This window comes from Pseudomonas sp. RL_105y_Pfl2_101 (assembly GCF_963970585.1).
Classification (GTDB): Bacteria; Pseudomonadota; Gammaproteobacteria; order Pseudomonadales; family Pseudomonadaceae; genus Aquipseudomonas.
This window is the reverse complement of the sequence record NZ_CAXAPG010000004.1, coordinates 56,208-74,667: the sequence shown is the minus strand read 5'-3', so window position 1 is coordinate 74,667 and position 18,460 is coordinate 56,208. Positions and strand designations below refer to the sequence as shown.

General features: G+C 61.2%; 14 protein-coding genes and 1 pseudogene. 4 read left to right on the top strand and 11 right to left on the bottom strand.

What is annotated here, in order from left to right:
* Positions 1-15: 15 nt before the first annotated feature.
* Entirely contained in the window at positions 16-846 is an 831-nt protein-coding gene (locus AACY31_RS06690) for a p-hydroxycinnamoyl CoA hydratase/lyase (protein WP_339479287.1), read from the bottom strand.
* A 213-nt stretch (positions 847-1,059) separates the two neighbouring features.
* On the opposite strand from AACY31_RS06690, the gene AACY31_RS06685 reads away from it, so the two are divergent.
* Positions 1,060-1,545: a MarR family winged helix-turn-helix transcriptional regulator gene (locus AACY31_RS06685; protein WP_339479286.1), complete on the top strand. Its 486-nt coding sequence runs from the start codon at positions 1,060-1,062 to the stop codon at positions 1,543-1,545.
* Between the two features lie 180 nt (positions 1,546-1,725).
* On the opposite strand, the gene AACY31_RS06680 is transcribed toward AACY31_RS06685, so the two are convergent.
* The gene (locus AACY31_RS06680) at positions 1,726-3,033 is read right to left on the bottom strand and encodes an OprD family porin (RefSeq protein WP_339492888.1); all 1,308 of its coding nucleotides are present in this window, start codon (positions 3,031-3,033) and stop codon (positions 1,726-1,728) included.
* A 310-nt stretch (positions 3,034-3,343) separates the two neighbouring features.
* Here AACY31_RS06680 and mhpT point away from each other — a divergent pair, with 310 nt between their 5' ends.
* Positions 3,344-4,567, top strand: coding sequence for a 3-(3-hydroxy-phenyl)propionate transporter MhpT (mhpT, locus tag AACY31_RS06675; RefSeq protein WP_339479283.1), 1,224 nt, complete (start codon positions 3,344-3,346; stop codon positions 4,565-4,567).
* Between the two features lie 325 nt (positions 4,568-4,892).
* On the opposite strand, the pseudogene AACY31_RS06670 reads toward mhpT, so the two are convergent.
* The 7 genes and pseudogenes from AACY31_RS06670 to AACY31_RS06640 all read right to left on the bottom strand — a co-directional run.
* A pseudogene (locus tag AACY31_RS06670) lies at positions 4,893-4,955 on the bottom strand (nucleoid-structuring protein H-NS); the annotation flags it as partial.
* 87 nt (positions 4,956-5,042) lie between these two features.
* The gene (locus AACY31_RS06665; RefSeq protein WP_339504198.1) at positions 5,043-7,463 is read right to left on the bottom strand and encodes an efflux RND transporter permease subunit; all 2,421 of its coding nucleotides are present in this window, start codon (positions 7,461-7,463) and stop codon (positions 5,043-5,045) included.
* Positions 7,464-7,515: 52 nt separating this feature from the next.
* Positions 7,516-8,619, bottom strand: coding sequence for a WD40/YVTN/BNR-like repeat-containing protein (locus tag AACY31_RS06660; RefSeq protein WP_339504196.1), 1,104 nt, complete (start codon positions 8,617-8,619; stop codon positions 7,516-7,518).
* 69 nt (positions 8,620-8,688) lie between these two features.
* Complete coding sequence (locus AACY31_RS06655) at positions 8,689-10,050, bottom strand: DUF1329 domain-containing protein (RefSeq protein ID WP_339479278.1); 1,362 nt, start codon at positions 10,048-10,050, stop codon at positions 8,689-8,691.
* A 15-nt stretch (positions 10,051-10,065) separates the two neighbouring features.
* The gene (locus tag AACY31_RS06650; protein WP_339479277.1) at positions 10,066-11,715 is read right to left on the bottom strand and encodes a DUF1302 domain-containing protein; all 1,650 of its coding nucleotides are present in this window, start codon (positions 11,713-11,715) and stop codon (positions 10,066-10,068) included.
* 88 nt (positions 11,716-11,803) lie between these two features.
* Positions 11,804-12,571: a coniferyl-alcohol dehydrogenase gene (locus tag AACY31_RS06645; RefSeq protein ID WP_339504194.1), complete on the bottom strand. Its 768-nt coding sequence runs from the start codon at positions 12,569-12,571 to the stop codon at positions 11,804-11,806.
* A gap of 70 nt (positions 12,572-12,641) precedes the next feature.
* Positions 12,642-14,114, bottom strand: coding sequence for a benzaldehyde dehydrogenase (locus AACY31_RS06640; RefSeq protein ID WP_339479273.1), 1,473 nt, complete (start codon positions 14,112-14,114; stop codon positions 12,642-12,644).
* Between the two features lie 284 nt (positions 14,115-14,398).
* On the opposite strand from AACY31_RS06640, the gene AACY31_RS06635 reads away from it, so the two are divergent.
* On the top strand, positions 14,399-16,174 hold the full coding sequence (locus AACY31_RS06635) for a sigma 54-interacting transcriptional regulator (RefSeq protein WP_339479272.1): 1,776 nt from the start codon (positions 14,399-14,401) through the stop codon (positions 16,172-16,174).
* Here AACY31_RS06635 and AACY31_RS06630 read toward each other — a convergent pair.
* Positions 16,171-16,470: a hypothetical protein gene (locus AACY31_RS06630; protein WP_339479271.1), complete on the bottom strand. Its 300-nt coding sequence runs from the start codon at positions 16,468-16,470 to the stop codon at positions 16,171-16,173. The two genes, AACY31_RS06635 and AACY31_RS06630, sit on opposite strands and share 4 nt — an antisense overlap.
* 11 nt (positions 16,471-16,481) lie before the next feature.
* Positions 16,482-17,384 carry an AraC family transcriptional regulator gene (locus AACY31_RS06625; RefSeq protein WP_339479269.1) on the bottom strand — a complete coding sequence of 301 codons (903 nt, stop codon included), beginning with the start codon at positions 17,382-17,384 and terminating at the stop codon, positions 16,482-16,484.
* Positions 17,385-17,619: 235 nt separating this feature from the next.
* On the opposite strand from AACY31_RS06625, the gene AACY31_RS06620 reads away from it, so the two are divergent.
* Entirely contained in the window at positions 17,620-18,393 is a 774-nt protein-coding gene (locus AACY31_RS06620) for an L-iditol 2-dehydrogenase (protein ID WP_339479267.1), read from the top strand.
* The last annotated feature ends 67 nt before the right edge of the window (positions 18,394-18,460 follow it).

Sequence of the window (18,460 nt, the reverse complement as noted above, 5' to 3'; positions counted from 1 at the left end):
CATTCGCCTTTGGTTTCAGCGCTTATAGGTTTGCAAGCCAGGCTTGATGCTCTTGTCGTCCAGAAACTGCTTCATGCCCTGCTCGCGACCACCTTCGGTGTCGAGCAGGCGCGACTGGTCGAGCTTGGCGTACAGGTAATCCTCGTTCTGCTCCCAGGTCAGTTCGCGGCAGCGTTTGAAACCATGCTTGGCGGCCCGCAGCACCACCGGGTTCTTCTCAAGCAGGTTGCGCGCCAGTTCCACCGTGACTTCACGCAGTTGCGCCAGGGGAACGCTTTCGTTGACCAGGCCCATTTCGGCGGCTTTCTGCCCGCCAAACGTCTTGCCCGTCATGATGTAGTACAGCGATTGGCGATGGCCCACGGTATCGGCCATGGCTTTGCTGACGAGGTTGCCCGGCGGGATGCCCCAGTTGATTTCCGAGAGCCCGAAGGTCGCTTCGTCGGCGCAGATCGCCAAGTCGCACGCCACCAGCGGACTGAAACCGCCACCAAAACACCAGCCGTTGACCATGGCGATGGTTGGCTTGGCGTACATGCGCAGCAGCTTCCATTGCCATTGCGAGGCTTCGCGACGGATTTTTTCCTGAAGGATTTCCGGTCCGGCATCCACTTCGCGGAAATACTCCTTGAGGTCCATGCCGGCGGTCCAGGCATCACCAGCCCCGGTCAGTACCAATACCCCAGCGGCCGGATCCTGCTCCAGCGTCTCGAGCACGTCGATCATCTCGCGGTTGAGGGTGGGGCTCATGGCGTTGCGTTTTTCCGGGCGATTGAGGATGACCCAGGCGATGCCCTCCTCGATATCGACCTTGACCGTCTTCCAGCGACCTTCGTAATTGCTCATGATGCGTGCTCTCTTGTTCTTGACTGAAGATGATCAAAAACTAAACTGGAAAATTAGTTATGTCAATTAACTATTAATCGATTTATCTGTACTTTTCTGGGCCTGGATCGAAGGTTACACATCACGAATATGCGCGTGCCCATAGCCAGGTGGCCGCAACCCCGGCAAACTGGATAGCCTTGTTAATCACTTACCTTGAGGAAGTTCACTTCGATGGCCAAGTCTTCCAAGCTTGCCGAACCCGCCGAGCCCCTGGCCGCCGGTACCGACGCGCAGGCGCCGCTGGACTCTGCGCTGGATGACCTGATCGGTTACGCCCTGCGCCGCGCCCAGTTGAAATTGTTCCAGAACCTGATTGGCCGACTCGCCGTCCACGATCTGCGCCCTGCCCAGTTCTCGGCCCTGGCAATCATCGACCAGAATCCCGGTCTGATGCAGGCCGACCTGGCCAAGGCCCTGGCGATCGAACCACCGCAAGTAGTGCCGCTGCTGAACAAGTTGGAAAGCCGGGCCCTGGCCGTGCGTGTGCGGTGCAAGCCGGATAAACGCTCCTACGGGATTTTCCTGAGCAAGACTGGCGAAACCCTGCTCAAGGAACTCAAGCAGATTGCCGCCCAGAGTGACCTTGACTCCACGGCTACCCTCTCCGGGGCCGAGCGTGAGGCGTTGCTGCGGTTGTTGAAGAAGGTTTACCAGTAGCGAAGCAAGCGTGCGCTGAATTCTGTAGGAGCTGGCGAAGCCTGCGATCTTTTGATCTTTTGATCTTTTGATCTTTCGCTTGAGATTCAAGTGTATTGGGAAAGATCGCAGCCTCGTTGCACTCGACAGCTCCATGGCACCTACATGGCGCCTACAGGCTCAACGGGCGTGCCGTAGGTATCACCAGATCGGCACGCTGTACGTCACCAGGAACCGGGTCTGGTTCTCGTCGCGAAACGCCGCCGTGCCCGGGAAGTTGTTGCGATAGATCGACTTGCGCGCCAACAGCCCGACGTTTTTTAGCGGACCTTCCTGGATCACGTACCCCAACTCCATCTGGAACTCGCGCTCCTTGCGGTCCTCGGCGTTGAGGGCCACCAGCTCGATGTGATCGCCACGCACATAACGCAGTCGAGTCCGCAGGCCCGGCACGCCCACGGCGGCGAAATCATAGTCATGGATCACCTGCCAGGTGCGTTCCTTGGCATTGAGAAAATCTGAGCTCATGGTCATTTCGCTCAAACCCACCAGCTCGGAGCCAGACACATAAGGCGTGGCCGTATCGCCGCTGGAATGCATGTAGCCCAGGCTCACGCGATGGCCGCCCAGACGATAACCGACCAGCGCCGAGACATTGCGGTTGTCCACCTTTCCAGCCTTGGCCGCGCCCTCTTCGTCGCTGAAAAAGCTGCGCAGGTCGGTGGTCAGGACGCCATCGCCCAGGGGCAGGTTATGCAACAACGCCAGGGTGTTCTGTTGGTACAGGTCTGCCACTTCGGCGTGGTAAGCCCGCAGGCTGAGGTCTTTGTTGACCTGGTAGTCGCCGCCCACATAAGCCATATGGGAAGAAGTCGCCGCTCCGTTGAAACGACGGTTGGGTGAGGCGATGCTCATCGCCTGGTAGTCGGTGGAGTCGCGCCGGTTGATGCGATCGATGTAACCGGTGTTCAGCGTCAGCCCGTCGATGTCCTTGGAACTGAGGGTCGTCCCGCGAAAGGTCTGCGGCAGCAGCCGGGACGGGCTGGCAAAGGCAAACGGCAGGAAGATCGACACATCGCCGGTCTTCACCGTGGTCTGACCCAAGCGCAGCTTGCCGGTCAGTGCCAGGCGTGAATACTCGTCCGCGGCGCGCTTGTCGCTGCTGGACACTGGCAACAACTCCGTGCCGCTGCGATCCGGTGAAGAATCAAGCTTGACCCCCACCAACCCCCGAGCGTCCAGACCGAACCCAACCGTGCCGGGGGTAAACCCCGACTCCACGTTCATGATGAGGCCTTGGGCCCACTCCCTGGCCGCGGTCTTGGCACCGTCGTCCTTGTAGTCGCGGTCGATGTAGTAATTGCGCAGGGTCAGGGTGCCGTGGCTGTCGTCGATGAAGCCCTCCGCCCGCAAGGCGGGAGCCCCCAGGCTCAGCCCGAGACAGGCCAGCAGATGGACGAGCGATAAAACAGGGCGCGCCGTCACGGCGTCCCGAGCAAGGTTTGGCATGTTCGATGTCCACTTATTGTTGTTTTTGATCGGCCCAGCCTGGGTGATGGGGGCCGCGCGAACCAAGAATGGAAACCGCGCGGGCGCTTCGTCAATCCAGAATGATCGATAATCGAACATTAATATAAATAACTAATTTACCAATTGGTCTGATGCCTTCTACCAACTAACTGATTTTTCTAATGATTTTGTTAGCTACTGGCCCATCATCGACCACCTTCATTTTTTAGTTAGCTTTGTTAATCTTAAATGCACCGACCGGCTATCCTCCGAGCCGGTGTCCCTCACAAAAACAATAAGAGGATTTACCATGAACCATCCGGCGCGTCGTGCGACGCTGACCATCGCCTTGTGTTTCATCGTCGCGTTGATCGAGGGTTTCGACCTTCAGTCAGCCGGTACCGCAGCCGCAGGGCTGCGACAGACGTTTGCCCTCGACCCGAAAATGATGGGTTGGGTATTCAGTGCCGGGGTCATCGGGCTGTTGCCAGGTGCGTTCTTCGGTGGCTGGATCGCTGATCGCATCGGTCGCAAGAAAATCCTCATCACCGCTGTCTTGCTGTTCGGCGTCTTTTCCCTCAGTACCGCTTATGTCGAACACTTCTCAAGCCTGTTGCTGGTGCGTTTCATGACCGGCCTGGGCTTGGGCGCCGCCCTGCCGAACCTCATTGCCCTGTGCGCCGAAGCCGTGGGCGAGCAGCGCCGGGGCACGGCCATCAGCGTGATGTATGCGGGCGTTCCCTTGGGCGGTGCGTTGGCGGCAGTGGTTGCCATGTTGTTTGGCGAGCACTGGCAGATGACGTTTTTCATCGGAGGGCTGGCGCCCTTGCTGGTGGTTCCGCTGATGCTCCTGTGGCTCCCCGAATCCAGCGCCTTTCGCCAGGCGCAGGATGGCGACTCATCGCGCGGCTCCACCGCTCAGGCACTGTTCGGCGAGAGTCGCGGTCGTACCACCTTGGCGCTGTGGCTGAGTTATTTCTTCACCCTGACGGTGATGTACATGTTGCTCAACTGGCTGCCGTCGTTGCTGCTGGAACAAGGCTTCAGCAAACCCCAGGCCGGCCTGGTGCAGATGCTGTTCAACATCGGCGGAGCGCTTGGTTCGTTGCTCGGTGGCCTGTTGCTGGACCGTTGCAACGGCATCAAGGTGGTGCTGTTCGTCTATGCCGGTCTGATGAGCGCCCTGGCCGGGGTCGGGTTGTCCGTCGGTATCGTGCCGATGGCCATTGCCGGATTCGCCGCTGGGTTGTTTGTCATGGCTGCGCAATTGGTCCTCTATGCCTTGGCTCCGCCCTCCTACCCTACGGCTGTGCGTGCGACGGGGGTTGGTGCAGCGGTGGCCATCGGGCGCCTGGGATCGGTGGCCGGGCCTCTGGCCGCCGGACAGATTCTGGCGGCTGGGGGTGGGACCCCTGCTGTATTGCTGGCGACTTCGCCTGGGTTGGTGGTTGCGACGTTGGCTGTTGTTAGTGTGATTCGCTATTCGTCAGGGCCGCGGTTGGGTGCTTCTGAACCGGTCGCTGGGAACTCCTGACTTGGTGTGTATATCCGTTATTTAGGTAACGACGGCTTATGGTTCCGCCCTGACGACGGGTCACTTTCGAAAAGCGGGAATGCGGCCCAGGCGAAAGTAACCGAAGCGCTTTATGCCCCACCACTCGGCACCTCGCTTGGGCTCGCTCCCACACTGGATTCTCGGCAGACACATAACTCATGTGCCCCCAGTCTCCTCTGTGGGAGCGGGCTTGCTCGCGAAGAGGCCGGCACATCCAACATCTTCATCGACTGTGACACCACCTTCGCGAGCAAGCCCGCTCCCACAGGAGAAACGCGGTCCCCATCAAGAACCAGGTCGGCTGGTAGACGTTGATCTCGGGCGCCCCGTTAACCACGATGGCCGAACGCAGGCATTGTGGCGTGGGCCCACGGAGCAATGCCGGGGTGAGGGCGGAACCATAAGCCGCCGTTACCTAAATAACGGATATTCACCCACCCCAACAAAGCTCCCCTCACCCCCGAACCCACCGCTCCCGTCGACTCAACTCAGGCTTTTTTAAAAACACCCTCTGGGGCAGCAACAACCAGGCCAAGGCCGGCAGCAGAATCAAGGCCCCCAGCATATTCACCAGAAACATGAAGGCCAGCAAAATCCCCATGTCAGCCTGAAACTTGATCGGCGAAAACGCCCAGGTCGACACCGCCACCGCCAATGTCATACCCGTCAACAACACCACCTTTCCCGTGAACAGAAGCGCCTGGTAATACGCCTGGGCCAGGGTGTCGCCGGCACGCATTCGCGCCAGGATCACGCTCAACACATAGAGCGCATAATCGACCCCGATGCCCACGCCCAGTGCGATGACCGGCAGTGTCGCGACTTTCACCCCCATGCCCAGCCCCACCATCAGCGCCTCGCACAGGATCGAGGTGAGCATCAGCGGCAGCATCGCGCACAGGGTTGCGCGCCAGCTGCGGAAGGTCAGCAAGCACAGCAGACTGACCGCCCCGTAGACCCAGAACAGCATCTCGCGCATGGACTTCTTGACCACGATATTGGTCGCCGCTTCGATCCCCGCGCTACCGGCCGCCAGCATGAACTTGACCTCTGGCATCTGGTGCCCTGCGATAAAGTGTTCACTGGCCTCCACCACCCGATTCAAGGTGTCAGCCTTGTGATCGGCCAGGTACACGTACAGCGACAACATCGAACAGCCCTGATTGAACAGTTCTCGCGGGGCGCGGGTTTGCACGGCACCCAGTGCGCCATCATTGGGGATCAGTTCATACCATTTGAAGTTACCTTCGTTATAACCGACCGTGGCGATCTTGCTCAGCGCCGCCATAGAGGTGGTCGATTCCACGCCGGGCAATTGCTCCAGTTGCCAGGCCAGCGCGTCTACCGCGGACAAGCTGGCGTAACGGGTGCATTGATCCTCGGAGGTCTTGATCATGACCACGAAAATATCCGAGCTGGCCGCATAGTTCTGGGTCATGAACAACGCATCGCGGTTGTAGCGCGAGTCGGCACGCAACTCTGGAGCACCGGGGTCCAGGTCGCCGATTTTCAGGTGCAGGCTCACGGCAAAACCAAACGCGGCCAACAGCAACCCAGTCAACATGGCGCCCGTGGCCCAGCGTCGCTGGGTGAACAAATCGAGTACACGCCACAGGGGATGCTTGATCTGCGCCTGCTGTTCGGTGGTTTCCGAACTCAGGCTGCGTTGCGCCGCCGCCGGGCTGACGCCGATATAGCTGAGCAGGATCGGCAGCAGAATCAGGTTGGTGAAAATCAACACCGCCACCCCGAGACTGGCGGTGATTGCCAAGTCCTGGATCACTCGAATGTTGATCAGCAGCAACACCGCGAAGCCCACCGCATCGCAGAGCAGAGCGGTGATACCGGCGGCGAACAGTCGGCGGAAGGTATAGCGCGCGGCAACCACCCGGTGGGTGCCACGGCCGATGTCCTGCATGATGCCATTCATCTTCTGCGCGCCATGGCTCATGCCAATGGCGAACACCAGGAACGGCACCAATGCCGAGTAGGGATCCAGCTCATAACCAAGCAAGGCTAGCAACCCCAGTTGCCAAAGCACCGCCGCCAGTGAACAGATCACCACCACCAAGGTGCTTCGCGCGCAACGGGTGTAACCGAACAGCACCAATACCGTCACCAGTACCGCCACCACGAAGAACAGCAGTACCTGGGTCATTCCCTCGATCAGGTCGCCGACGATCTTGGTAAAGCCGGTGACATGAATCCGCAGGTCATCGGTCTGGTACTTGTCTCGCAGCGCCTCCAATTGCCGGGAAAACTCGCCATAGTCCAGCGCCTTGCCCGTCTGCGGATTGATCTCCAGCAATGGCACGAAGATCACGCTGGACTTGAAGTTGCCGGCGACCAATTGGCCGACTTCCCCGGAGCGGGCCACATTGGTCCGCACCTGCTCGAGGCTGGTGGCCGAGCCATCGTAGTCATCGGGGATCACCGTGCCGCCGTCGAGCCCGTCTTCGGTCACGGCGGTCCAGCGCGTGGTCGGCGTCCATAATGATTTCATGTAGGGACGGTCGACGCCCGGCAGCAGATAGACCTCGTCGTTGAGCCTGGCCAGGGTGTCGAGGTAGTCCTTGGTGAAAATGCTCCCCTGCTTGACCTCCACGGCGATGCGCAGCGAGTTGCCCAGGCCGCTCAGTTCCTTGCGATTCTCCAGGAAGTTGGCGACGTAGGGATGCCCCGTGGGGATGGTCTTCTCGTAGCTGGCATTGATGCCGATGCGCGTGGCTTGCCAACCGAGCACCAACGTCACCAACAGACACAGCAAGATCACCAGCGGTCGATGGTTGAAGATCGCCCGCTCAGCGAAGTTGCCTGACGCCCGGTCAAAGTCTTCCTGGCGGCCGATCACGGTTTGGATTCTGTCGTCTTTCAAGTTTGACTCCTGTTGCACGAGCCGTGGCCCGATAGCGCTACACCGTGAAATTTCAAGGTTGACCGGAGACCCGCGGATCCTGGTCGGCGGCCACACCGGTCAAACCGACACTGGTCAGGCTGCCGTCGACCGCCTGTTGCACGGCAGCGACGGTCCCGCCACTGCGGCTGCGACGCTTGTCAAAGCTGCGCCCCTGGTCATGACTGAATAGAAGCTCACCACTTTGGCTGGCCAACAGCAGGCTGCCGTCGCGCAGTTGGAGGGCGCTCGTCAGTGTCGATTCGAGACCGGTATCAAGGCGTCGCCAACGGTTGCCACGATCACCGGACCACCAGGCGTTTCCGCGCAAGCCATAGATCACCAACGCCCCATCACGGGTGCCGAGCAGGCCGAAGAAGCTGCCCTCATACGGTGACTTCAAGGCCTGGAATGACTGCCCGGCGTCGGTCGAACGCAACAACAGACCGCGCTCCCCCACCAGCCACAGATCGTTACCCAAGGCGCGGATGCCATACAGGTTCAAGCCCTGCGGATTGTCCACATGCTGCATCCACGGCTGCCAGCTTCGCCCGCCATCGTCGGTACGGTAGATCTGGTTGTAGGCGCCAACAACGTAGCCGTGCAGGCGGTCACTGAAGTACAGGTCGAGAAACGGTTTATCCGGTCCGTCATCGAGCATGCGCCGTGCCTGCACCAACTGGCTGGCACCGCCCGGTTGATTGGCATCGCGTTCAGCGAGCTGCACCGCCAGGGCGATGGCACGCTCACCGTCGAGTTGCTTTTGCCAGGTTTCCCCGCCGTCCTGGGTGTGCAGCACCACACCCAGGTGACCGACCGCCCAGCCCTGCTCGGCATCGACGAATTGCACCGCCGTCAGGCTGACGCTGACCGGCACCCTGGCCTGGCGCCAATTGACGCCAGCGTCATCGGAGAGCAGCACGACCCCGCGCTCACCGACCGCCACCAGGCGCTCGCCGGCCCGGGCCAGCCCGAGCAACACCGAGCGCGGGGCCTTGGCGGTCAGTAATGCCGGCTGTTGTAGCACTGCCAATGTCGCGGTCTGTGCAAGCAAAGGCACGCTCGCCAACAGGCTCCCCACCAAGGCGCAAACACCCCATAACGGACTGCGACGCGCAAAGAATTTTTCAACGTTCATATCGTTATTCCGCCTGGAAAATCGTAAGCGACCGCAGCAAACCTCCTCCTCGCCACGGTCGCCACAGGTTCAACGCATGTTTTCGTTGGCCATGGCATCCGGCGTGAAATAGGACGCCGAAGGTCTCGCGATCTTCTGGTACTGAACCGCCAGGTCATTGCTCGATGCGTTGAGGAAGTAGGCCCCGGTGTCGAGGTTGTAGCTGCCCCACATGACCTGTGCAGTGAGGACCGGCATATCCGGCGCCAGCAGCGTCAGCGAATACATCTGCCGGCCGAGCTTGCCCTGAGCGTCATAACCGTCGGCCATCAGGATCTGCCAAGAGTCTTCGTCGACGTAGTAGGTCCGGCGCGGCACGACATGGCGTTTGCCGGATTTGAGCGTGGCCTCGACCACCCAGACCCGATGCTTCTCCCAGCGCACCAGCTCAGGATTGAGGAAGTTCGCCTTGACCAGGTCGTCGCTCTTGGCCAGTGCGGCGCGGTTATTGTTGTAGCCGACGATCAGCTCTTTCTTGCCCACCAGCTTGAGGTCATAGCGATCGGTAGGCCCGAACAGCATGAACGCTTCGTCGAACAGGCCGACGCCGGAGGTCACGAAGTCCGGCGTGTCATAGGCAATGTTTGGCGCTCGGCGAACCCGGCGCTGGCCGACCAGATATTGCCAGGCCGCCCGTTTGGCCGGGTCCATGTCCCAATGGGTCATCAGGCCTTCGCCGGCCTTGGATGACGGCAACTCAGTCAACAGCTTGCCCACCTGGTACTTGCCAGCATAGTTTTCCAGGCTGCCGCCATCGAAGTAGTAGGGGAACTGATAGGAGAATTGGGCCCGTGTCGCCTGGACTTTCTTGCCACCGGCGGTCATCAGCCAGGTATCGAAAGGCGCGCTAATGGTGTCGCCACCCTGCCAGGACAACCGGTAATTCCACAGCACTTGGGCACCGTTTTCCGGGATCGGGAACGGGATACCGCCATAGGCGTTGGAGACTTTCTCGCTGTCCACGTCCAGTGTGGCGCGGGTGGCGTTCTTGCTGGTGTTGTCATACACCCATTGCGGCGCGGCGGCCGAGCGATGAGTCGGGTAAACGTCCAGGCGATAGTCCGGGTATTTCTTGAGCAGTAGCTTGCTACCTTCGGCCAATTCGCTGGCGTACTGCTCCATGTTGGCGGCGTTGATCGAATACAGCGGTTTCTCGCCGGCGAATGGATCGGCACGTTTATCACCCGGTTTATAGCCGGGCGTGACCTGGGTATAACCGCCCTGCCAAGCCGGGATACTGCCATCGGCATTGCCGGCGCGCTCGCCACCCAGGGGGGTCAGATCGGTTTTCAAGCGCGCGGCCTGCTCAGGCGACACCGCCGCCTGCGCCAGCCCCATGCCAGCAAGGGCCAGGGTCAGGACGCATGTGTTCAAAAATGCTGTGTTCTGCATGGCGAATCCACCTTATTAGAATGAGGTTTTCACGTAGAGCGAGACGAAGTCGCGATCGGCCAACGACTGTCCATAACTGAAATTGCCGTCCTCGCGCAGCCCGGCTTTCGGTGCGCCGAAGAAGTTCACGTAATTGAGGCCGACATCCCAGCGTTGCAGATAGGTGGCTTTGAGCCCGACACTCCAGTCGCCGGAATGGGTGTTGCCAAAGCCGGATTTGTTAACCGCCGATGAGCGTCCATCGAGCACTACCCCCATGCCGATCGGCACGGTCAGGTCGATTCCGTCGACAATCTGGAAGTACGCCGGCTCTATCAATACCCGCAGCGCGGTGGCATCGCGGGTGGTATTGGAGTCCAGCGCGGCAGCGTTCTTGGTCACGCTCAGGGTGCGGTTCCAGGCCAGTTCGGCGAGGGCCGATCCGCCGTCCCAGAACGCGGTGGGTGATAACAGGTAGATCGCCGACAGGTTGGCGTGGGCGGTCTTGCCCCTGGCGAACAACTCATTGTCGCCGCCATCGGCCGCCATGCCGGGGGTCACTACTTGCAGATTACTCACCAGCGGTGCGTTCCAGCGCACCGACGTTTCACCGGCAAAGTTGAACGGACCGTAGGCTGTGGAGAAGCTGACGCCGGCGGTCTTGATGTCTTCGGCATAGACCTGACGATAGGAACCCAGGATGGGCAACCCGGTGGCAGCCGCCGCCGCACCGTCCAGGTACGCGTACAACCCAATCGGCGCTTTATCGTGATACTGAGCTGCGTAGAAACCCAGCTCCAACTCAGTGCCGCTCGGTTTGAAACGGATCTGCATGCCGCCCTGCCCCGAATTGCGCGGCTTCAAATCGCCGCCATTGACCGTGTCATTGCCAAACACTTCGCGCAGAGGGCCACTGCCGTAGCCGATGGCATCGACATCACTCAGGTAGCTGCCGGCGCCGGGCAGATTGGAACGTTCCCACTCAAACTGATAGTAAGCGCCCACCGACAGTTGCGGGCTGATCTGCAACTGCCCGGAGATCTGATTGACCGGGCGCAGAATCTCCTTGAACTGAGTCCCCGGCACGCTGAGCAGCTTGACGACGTCGGTCGGGCCCTGGGCATTGGCAATGCCGTTGCCACCGTAGAACAGGCTTTCCCCATAGATCAGGCTGTGTCGGCCCACGCGCACCACGCCCTGGGAGTCTTCACCGAGCTCCCCGCGCAAGAACACGAAGGCATCGAGAATTTCCGCGTCGCGACCGTGAAGCTTGCGGGTTTCACTGAGGAAGTGCGTTTGCTCGCTGCTGTCGGTGTCCTGGTTGTAGATATCGTCGTACCAGGCGGCGCCGCTCACGCGCAGCCCATAGTTTTTCCGACTCAAGTCCATTTCGGAAAACAGGTCCAGGCGGTTGGAGACCAGGCCCCGGCTGAAGTTCTTATCGCCCTGGCTTTGGATCGAGGGGTACAGGCCGTTGGCCGTTGGCGCATTGACCAAGCGGCTGTCCTGTCCCTGCAGACGCCAGGCCTGGCTGTACTTGATGGTGTTGTCCCAGCGCAGTTTCCAGTCGGAGTCACCCAGGTCTATTTGCATGGCCTGGACTCTTTCGACCATCACACCGGTGCTGCATAACGCCAGGAACAGGGCGCAATGCTTGAAACCAAAGCAATCTTTGAGGTTATCCATGGACGCTTCTCATTATTGTTATTTTTGGTATGGCTTTGCAGCCAACACGCTCGGGTAGTGGCTTTCACCGCTGTCTACGGGTGCACCTTCAGATGTAAGTGGAGGCTAATCCACCATCGACCGGCAGGTTGACGCCGTTGATCCAGCGCGACTCGTCGGCACACAGGAAAGCGATCACTGCCGCCACCTCATCGGCGTAAGCGGGACGTTTCATGCGATGGGCATCGGCCTGGGTCCGGGCCTCGCCGAGCATGCTCACGAAGTCGTCGAGGATGGGCGTGAAAACCGGGCCGGGCGCGACACTGTTCATACGCACCGAATGCTCAAGAAACCACGGTTGGGCCTGCAGATAGTTCCAGACGATCAAGGCTTCCTTGAAGTACTGGTAGCAGGTCTGGTCCGGCACCGGGTGGTCGGCCAGCCAGGCTTGCGCGGCGGCAAAATCTTCGATGCGCGCCAGCGCCTTGTGCTGTTCCAGGCGCAACGGCCACTCGGCGCCAAGGATCGAGGCGATATTGACGATGCTGCCGCCCGCGTTGATGCGCGGCAGCAGCGCACGGCTCAAGTGGCGTAACCCAAGGTAGTTGACCCGCGCCAGCAGTTGCGGGTTTGCGGTGCCCGGCACCCCGGCGATATTGCACAGGCTGTCGAGCCGTGCGGGCAGCTGTGGCAGCAGCCGTTCGATGTTTTCGGCGCTACTCAAATCGCCCTGCACAAAACCGTCCAGGGTCATGTGCGGCGCCTTGAGGTCGACGCCAATCACGTGGGCGCCATGAGTGCGCAGCAGGCTCGCCGTGGCAGCGCCAATGCCTGACGAGACACCGGTTACCAGCACAATCTTGTTGTCGAGTTTCATGTTGAGTCCTCTTATTATTTTTGTGTACTCGCCGGGCCATCAGCTCATCGGGCCCTGTAAAACCTGCCTGTCAGAAGGGATAGACCGGCGCCTTGTCCTTGACCGTCACCCACTGCCATTGGGTGTATTCGTCCCAATCCGCCGGGCCGCCGACACTGCCGCCATTGCCCGAGGCGCCGCGTCCGCCGAACGGGTTGACGCAGTCATCGGCGACGGTCTGGTCATTGATGTGCAACATGCCGCACTGCAATCGCTCACCGATGGCCATGGCCCGACCCACCGACGGCGAAATGATCGCCGCCGCCAAACCGTACTCGGTGCGGTTGGCCAACTCGACGGCTTCATCATCGGTGGCGAAGCTGACCACCGTCGCCACGGGCCCGAAGACCTCCTCGTCGAAGGCCCGCATGCCCGGTTTCACGCCGCTGAGCACGGTGGCCTGGTAAAACAGCCGATCGTGCTCGCCGCCTGCCTCCAGCCGGGCGCCGGCGCGCACGGAGTCGCTGACGATGTCGTGCACCCGTTTCAGCTGTCGCTGATTGATCAGCGGCCCCAACGCGGCTTCGCCCTGGGCGGCGTTGCCTACGCTCAAGGCCCGGGCCTTTTCCACCAGTTTGCGGGTCAGTTCTTCGGCGATGGATTCATGGGCGAGGATCAACCCGGTGGCCATGCAAATCTGCCCTTGGTGCAGCCAGGCGCCCCAGGCCGCGTTACGGGCGGCGAGGTCGAGGTCGGCGTCTTCAAGAATGATCAGCGGGTTCTTGCCACCCAACTCCAGCGCGACCTTCTTCAGGTTGCGCCCGGCCACCTCAGCAACCTTGCGCCCAGCGCCGGTGGAACCGGTGAAGGCGATCATGCGCACGTTAGGGTCACGGCACAGCGCCTCACCGGCATCGGCCGCACCGGGCAACACTTGCAACAAGCCCTTGGGCAGCCCCGCTACCTCGAACAACCGAGCAATGAGGAAACCACCGCTCACCGGGGTCTGCGGATCCGGCTTGAGCACCACCGCATTGCCCGCCGCCAGGGCTGGCGCGACGGAGCGCATGGACAGCACCAGGGGAAAGTTGAAGGGCGAAATCACGCCGACCACGCCATGGGGCTGGCGCCGCGCATAAGACAGGCGCCCCGCCTCGCTGGGCAGGACCACCCCATGGGCCTGGGACAGCAGGCCGGCAGCCTGATGCAACAGGACGATGGCTTCGCGCACTTCGTGTTGGCCCTTGAACAGCGCGGCGCCGGTCTCCCGGGCCACGTACAGCGCCAACTCTTCAAAGGCCTGCTCGGCCGCATCAGCGGCCTTGCGGAAGATCGCCGCGCGTTGCCGCGGGCCCAGCGCCGCCCACGCCGGCTGCGCCAGGGCGGCGTCGCGGCTGGCCTTGGCAATGTCGGCGGAGTCGGCCGTGGCGCTGCGCATCAGCCGCTCACCGGTGGCCGGCTCAATGATCGATTGCAGCGGCCCCGACGCAGGCACCCAGTCACCGTTGAAGACACATTCCGACTCGATCACCTGGGACAACAGGTGGCTTTTGGATGCAGACATTTAACACTCCCGGCTCTTTGTTGTTGTCATCGTTTGCCGCACCTGGAAGGTACCGACGCAAACGCCGTGTAAGTGCTTGAGCAAGCGCTGTGCCGGTTTTGCCCGCGCACGTTGATAAACCTGACGCAGGGCTCTGGATCAATGTTCTGCGTCGCACACGAGATTCATGGAGCCTCTGGCGACGTGGCCGTTGGCCAGCTGCCGCTTGTTCATTTGATAAAGTTATGCTTAATAACTATCTCGCCAGATGATCATTTCGATCACCCGCCATCAGGGGCATAACAATGAATAATCCCCACTGCCAGTTGCCGGATCACCAGATCGCCACCGAGCACTTCCGTCCACGGGGTGACAGCAACGAGCTGACCGACAGCAGTTCGCCCACAACGGCCGAGCTCACCGCGTGCCTGTTTTTCTCCCCTGACGACGGCCGTATCTGGCTCAACGACCAGCGCATGTTACTGCTGCACAGCTCATCCTTCGGTGCGTTGCGCCGGGAAATCATCGAGCGCCAGGGGCTGGAACAGGCCCGTGGCATGCTCACCCGCACCGGCTACTCCTCCGGTGCCCGGGACGCCCGGCTGATTCGCGAACGCTGGCCCCACGCCGATGCCGCGGCGGTATTTCGTGCTGGCACGCATTTGCACACCCTTGAAGGCATGACCAAGGTCGAGCCGCTGCATTTCAAGTTCGATGCCGACTCGGGGTTCTATGAAGGGGAATTTCTCTGGCACCACTCCTGTGAGGCCGACGAGCATGTCGCCGCCTATGGCACCGGACAGGATCCGGTGTGCTGGACCGAACTGGGCTACGCCATCGGTTTCGTCAGCGGGCTGTTCGGGCAACTGGTGATCTTCCGCGAAGTGGAATGCCGAGGCATGGGGCACGAACGCTGCCGAGTCGTCGGCAAGACCGCCGAGCAATGGGGTGATGTCGAGCAGGACCTGAATTACCTCAACGCCTCACCGCCAGCGGTCGCCACGCGTACCGACAGCCAGTGCGACAATGTTGCCGGAACCGCCCCGCTGCCGGGCAGCGAACAGCCGCTGATTGGTGCCAGCGCCGCCTTCAACGCCGCGACCCAGGCCTTGCAACGGGTGGCCTTGACCCCCGCCACCGTACTGGTCAGCGGCGAATCCGGCGTCGGCAAGGAGATGTTCGCCCGCCAGTTGCATCAACTGAGTCGCCGATGCGATGGTCCGTTTATCGCCCTCAACTGCGCGGCCATCCCCGACAACCTGATCGAGGCCGAACTGTTTGGCGTCGAACGTGGTGCCTATACCGGGGCTACCCATTCACGCCCAGGTCGTTTCGAGCGAGCCCATGGCGGCACGTTGTTCCTGGATGAGATCACCTGCCTGAGCCTGGCCGGGCAAAGCAAGTTACTGCGCGCCTTGCAGGAGCGGGAAATCGAACGGGTCGGTGGTGGTCACGGCATCAAGGTCGATGTGCGAGTCGTGGCGGCCACCAACATCGACCTGCGCAAGGCCGTGGCCGACGGTACGTTCCGTGAAGACCTGTTCTATCGGCTCAACGTCTACCCCATTGCCCTGCCGCCCTTGCGCGAGCGTCGCGATGACATACCGTTGCTGATCAATGCCTTCCTCAAGCGTTTTTGCCAGGAATACGGCCGCACCCCGATGGGCCTGACCATGCGCGCCTTGAAGGTCCTGCTGCGCTATGACTTTCCGGGTAACGTGCGCGAATTGCAGAACCTCATCGAGCGCGGCCTGATCGCCAGCGAAGAAGGCCAGGCGATTGACCTGGTCCACCTGTTTCGTAATGAGCAACTACCGCTGGATGCGTATTCCGTGGACCTCCACGGTGGTCTCTCACCGATGGGCCTGGCCGCTAACGACGCCGCGGAAAAACCGGCGCTGCTCCAGTCCCTCAGCCAACTGGAGTCGGACTTCTCCATTGACGGCCTGGAGTCACGGCTGATCAACGAGGCCCTGCAACTGAGCGGCGGTAACCTGGCTGCGGCCGCACGCTCATTGGGGCTGAGCCGGGCACAGTTCGCGTATCGGTTGAAGAAGCATCAACGGGGTGTCCCGGACTAACCCCCGAACCTGAGGTCTACCACATTAGTTCCTGGGTGACGGCAAGGTCTGCAACTCAATCCGTCGTGCTCGCCGCCAGTACGGTCCAGTGGCGTGGCGACGGTCTTGCTCAAATCCCAATCCATGGTGGGGGGCGCAGCCTCGGTATAGCGCGGGTCCACAGCCTGACGATGAAGCACCTCATCAGCCGCATCACTCGCCTCAGGCACAAGCACCAGGAAATCGAAGGCACAACCGGGCTTTTCCATCCGCTGGCGCAGGAATGCGCTGGCTTGCTGATCCACGATGCGCAACATGACAGCCTCCATCAAGCGGGGGAAAAAGCGCCCCGCCGGTACTCGCTGGGGGTCTGGTTCATCTCTATCCGAAAATGCCGGTTGAAGTTGGAGAGGTTGTTGTAGCCCACTTCAAAACAGATATCGGTTACGGGCATTTCGCTCTGCAACAGCAAGCGACAGGCGCGCTGGACCCGCAGCTTGCGCATCAGGTCGATGAAGCCGTGCCCGGTGATGCGCTTGAAAAACCGCGAGAAGCCCGGCTCGCTCATGTCCAATTGGCGGGCGATCACCGACAGGCGCAGGTCGCCAGTGAGCTCGGCTTGCAGGTATTCGAAAGCTTTATGGATGCGCTCGGAGCTGCGCGCATCGAGGGTCGGCGCGTAGCAAGGGCTTGCCAGGTTCAAGGCCTCGTCGCCAGGGGCTTGGTTGAGGGTGTGAAGCAGCTCCAGGAACAGCGCCAATCGCGCCAGGCCCTGGGCCGGGCCGATGGCTTCCAGCAGCTGCGCAGCCTGCCGTGCGGTGTCGCCGCCGAAGACCAGGCCACGGCGGGCGCGTTCGAACAGGCCCTGCAGATCCCCCAGCTCGGGCAGAGTTCGGCGCAAGGTCAGCAGCGTGGCACCATCGAATTGCAAGACCACGTCACGCCCGGGCAGGTGCTCGCCCGGTGCCAGGTCGCCCATCCAGTCGTGGGGCAAGTGCGGGCCAATCATCGCCACATGGCCAGGGCCAAACGGGCCGATGTAGTCGCCCGCCAGCAGTTTGCCGCAGCCCTGGCGGATCAGGTGGATTTCAAATTCAGGGTGATGGTTCCAGCGCGCCATCGGGTACGGGTAGTCATGCTCGTACCAGCGAAAACTGTGTTCGGGCTCAGGCAGGATGACTTCCAGTTCGGCGGGTCGCTGCTCGAACAGGGGCGTTCGGTGTTCAGGCATGTCGCGCCTCTTTTATCGTTATAGCGGGCACCTTACGCCGAGTGCGCGGCGGTTCGCCAGCCTCGGGCTGACCGGCCACTGATACTTTTTTAACCCGGATCTGTTGCACTCAAGGGCGTTAAAAAAGCATCAGCGCACGATCCTCCCTGCGTTTGTCGGCGTCCACGGGCGCTGCTGTAATCGGCTTGCCATTGGCGACGAACCGCATTGATTTCTACTCTAAAAGGAGCAAGCCATGAAACGATTGGAAGGAAAAAGTGCCCTGGTGACCGGCGCCGCCCGTGGTATCGGCAGGACGTTCGCCCTGGCCTATATCAACGAGGGTGCCACGGTGGCGATCGCCGATATCGACCTGGAGCGGGCCCAGACCACCGCCGCCGAACTGGGCGACAGCGCCTACGCGGTCAAAATGGACGTGACGGACCAGGCTTCGATCGACCAGGCCATCGAGGCCGTGGTGGCCCGGGTGGGCAAGCTGGATATCCTGATCAACAACGCCGCGCTGTTCGATCTGGCCCCCATCGTGGAAATCACCCGCCAGAGCTACGAGCGGCTGTTTTCCATCAACGTCGCCGGCACGCTGTTCACCCTACAAGCGGCGGCGCGGCAGATGATCCGCCAGGGCCATGGCGGGCGGATCATCAACATGGCCAGCCAGGCCGGTCGGCGCGGTGAAGCGCTGGTCGGCGTCTATTGCGCCACCAAGGCAGCGGTGATCAGCCTGACCCAGTCCGCCGGGCTGGATTTGATCAAGCATCGGATCAACGTCAACGCCATCGCCCCTGGCGTGGTGGATGGCGAGCATTGGGATGGCGTGGACGCGCTGTTCGCCCGCCACGAAAACCTGCCGTTGGGGGAGAAGAAGCGCCAGGTCGGGCAACAGGTGCCCTATGGCCGGATGGGGACAGCGGAGGACCTCACCGGGATGGCGATTTTCCTCGCCTCGGCGGAGGGCGAGTATGTGGTGGCACAGACCTATAACGTCGATGGCGGGAGCTGGATGAGCTGATAATCTGCGATTTTATGGCCTTGAAACGACGGAAATGGACTTATTCGCCTCAAAGTTGATCCCACTA

Coding starts and splice junctions, on each gene's coding strand:
- AACY31_RS06690 (WP_339479287.1), bottom strand. CDS start 846: ATGAGCAATTACGAAGGTCGCTGGAAGACGGTCAAGGTCGATATCGAG.
- AACY31_RS06685 (WP_339479286.1), top strand. CDS start 1,060: ATGGCCAAGTCTTCCAAGCTTGCCGAACCCGCCGAGCCCCTGGCCGCC.
- AACY31_RS06680 (WP_339492888.1), bottom strand. CDS start 3,033: ATGCCAAACCTTGCTCGGGACGCCGTGACGGCGCGCCCTGTTTTATCG.
- mhpT (WP_339479283.1), top strand. CDS start 3,344: ATGAACCATCCGGCGCGTCGTGCGACGCTGACCATCGCCTTGTGTTTC.
- AACY31_RS06660 (WP_339504196.1), bottom strand. CDS start 8,619: ATGAACGTTGAAAAATTCTTTGCGCGTCGCAGTCCGTTATGGGGTGTT.
- AACY31_RS06655 (WP_339479278.1), bottom strand. CDS start 10,050: ATGCAGAACACAGCATTTTTGAACACATGCGTCCTGACCCTGGCCCTT.
- AACY31_RS06650 (WP_339479277.1), bottom strand. CDS start 11,715: ATGGATAACCTCAAAGATTGCTTTGGTTTCAAGCATTGCGCCCTGTTC.
- AACY31_RS06645 (WP_339504194.1), bottom strand. CDS start 12,571: ATGAAACTCGACAACAAGATTGTGCTGGTAACCGGTGTCTCGTCAGGC.
- AACY31_RS06640 (WP_339479273.1), bottom strand. CDS start 14,114: ATGTCTGCATCCAAAAGCCACCTGTTGTCCCAGGTGATCGAGTCGGAA.
- AACY31_RS06635 (WP_339479272.1), top strand. CDS start 14,399: ATGAATAATCCCCACTGCCAGTTGCCGGATCACCAGATCGCCACCGAG.
- AACY31_RS06630 (WP_339479271.1), bottom strand. CDS start 16,470: ATGTTGCGCATCGTGGATCAGCAAGCCAGCGCATTCCTGCGCCAGCGG.
- AACY31_RS06625 (WP_339479269.1), bottom strand. CDS start 17,384: ATGCCTGAACACCGAACGCCCCTGTTCGAGCAGCGACCCGCCGAACTG.
- AACY31_RS06620 (WP_339479267.1), top strand. CDS start 17,620: ATGAAACGATTGGAAGGAAAAAGTGCCCTGGTGACCGGCGCCGCCCGT.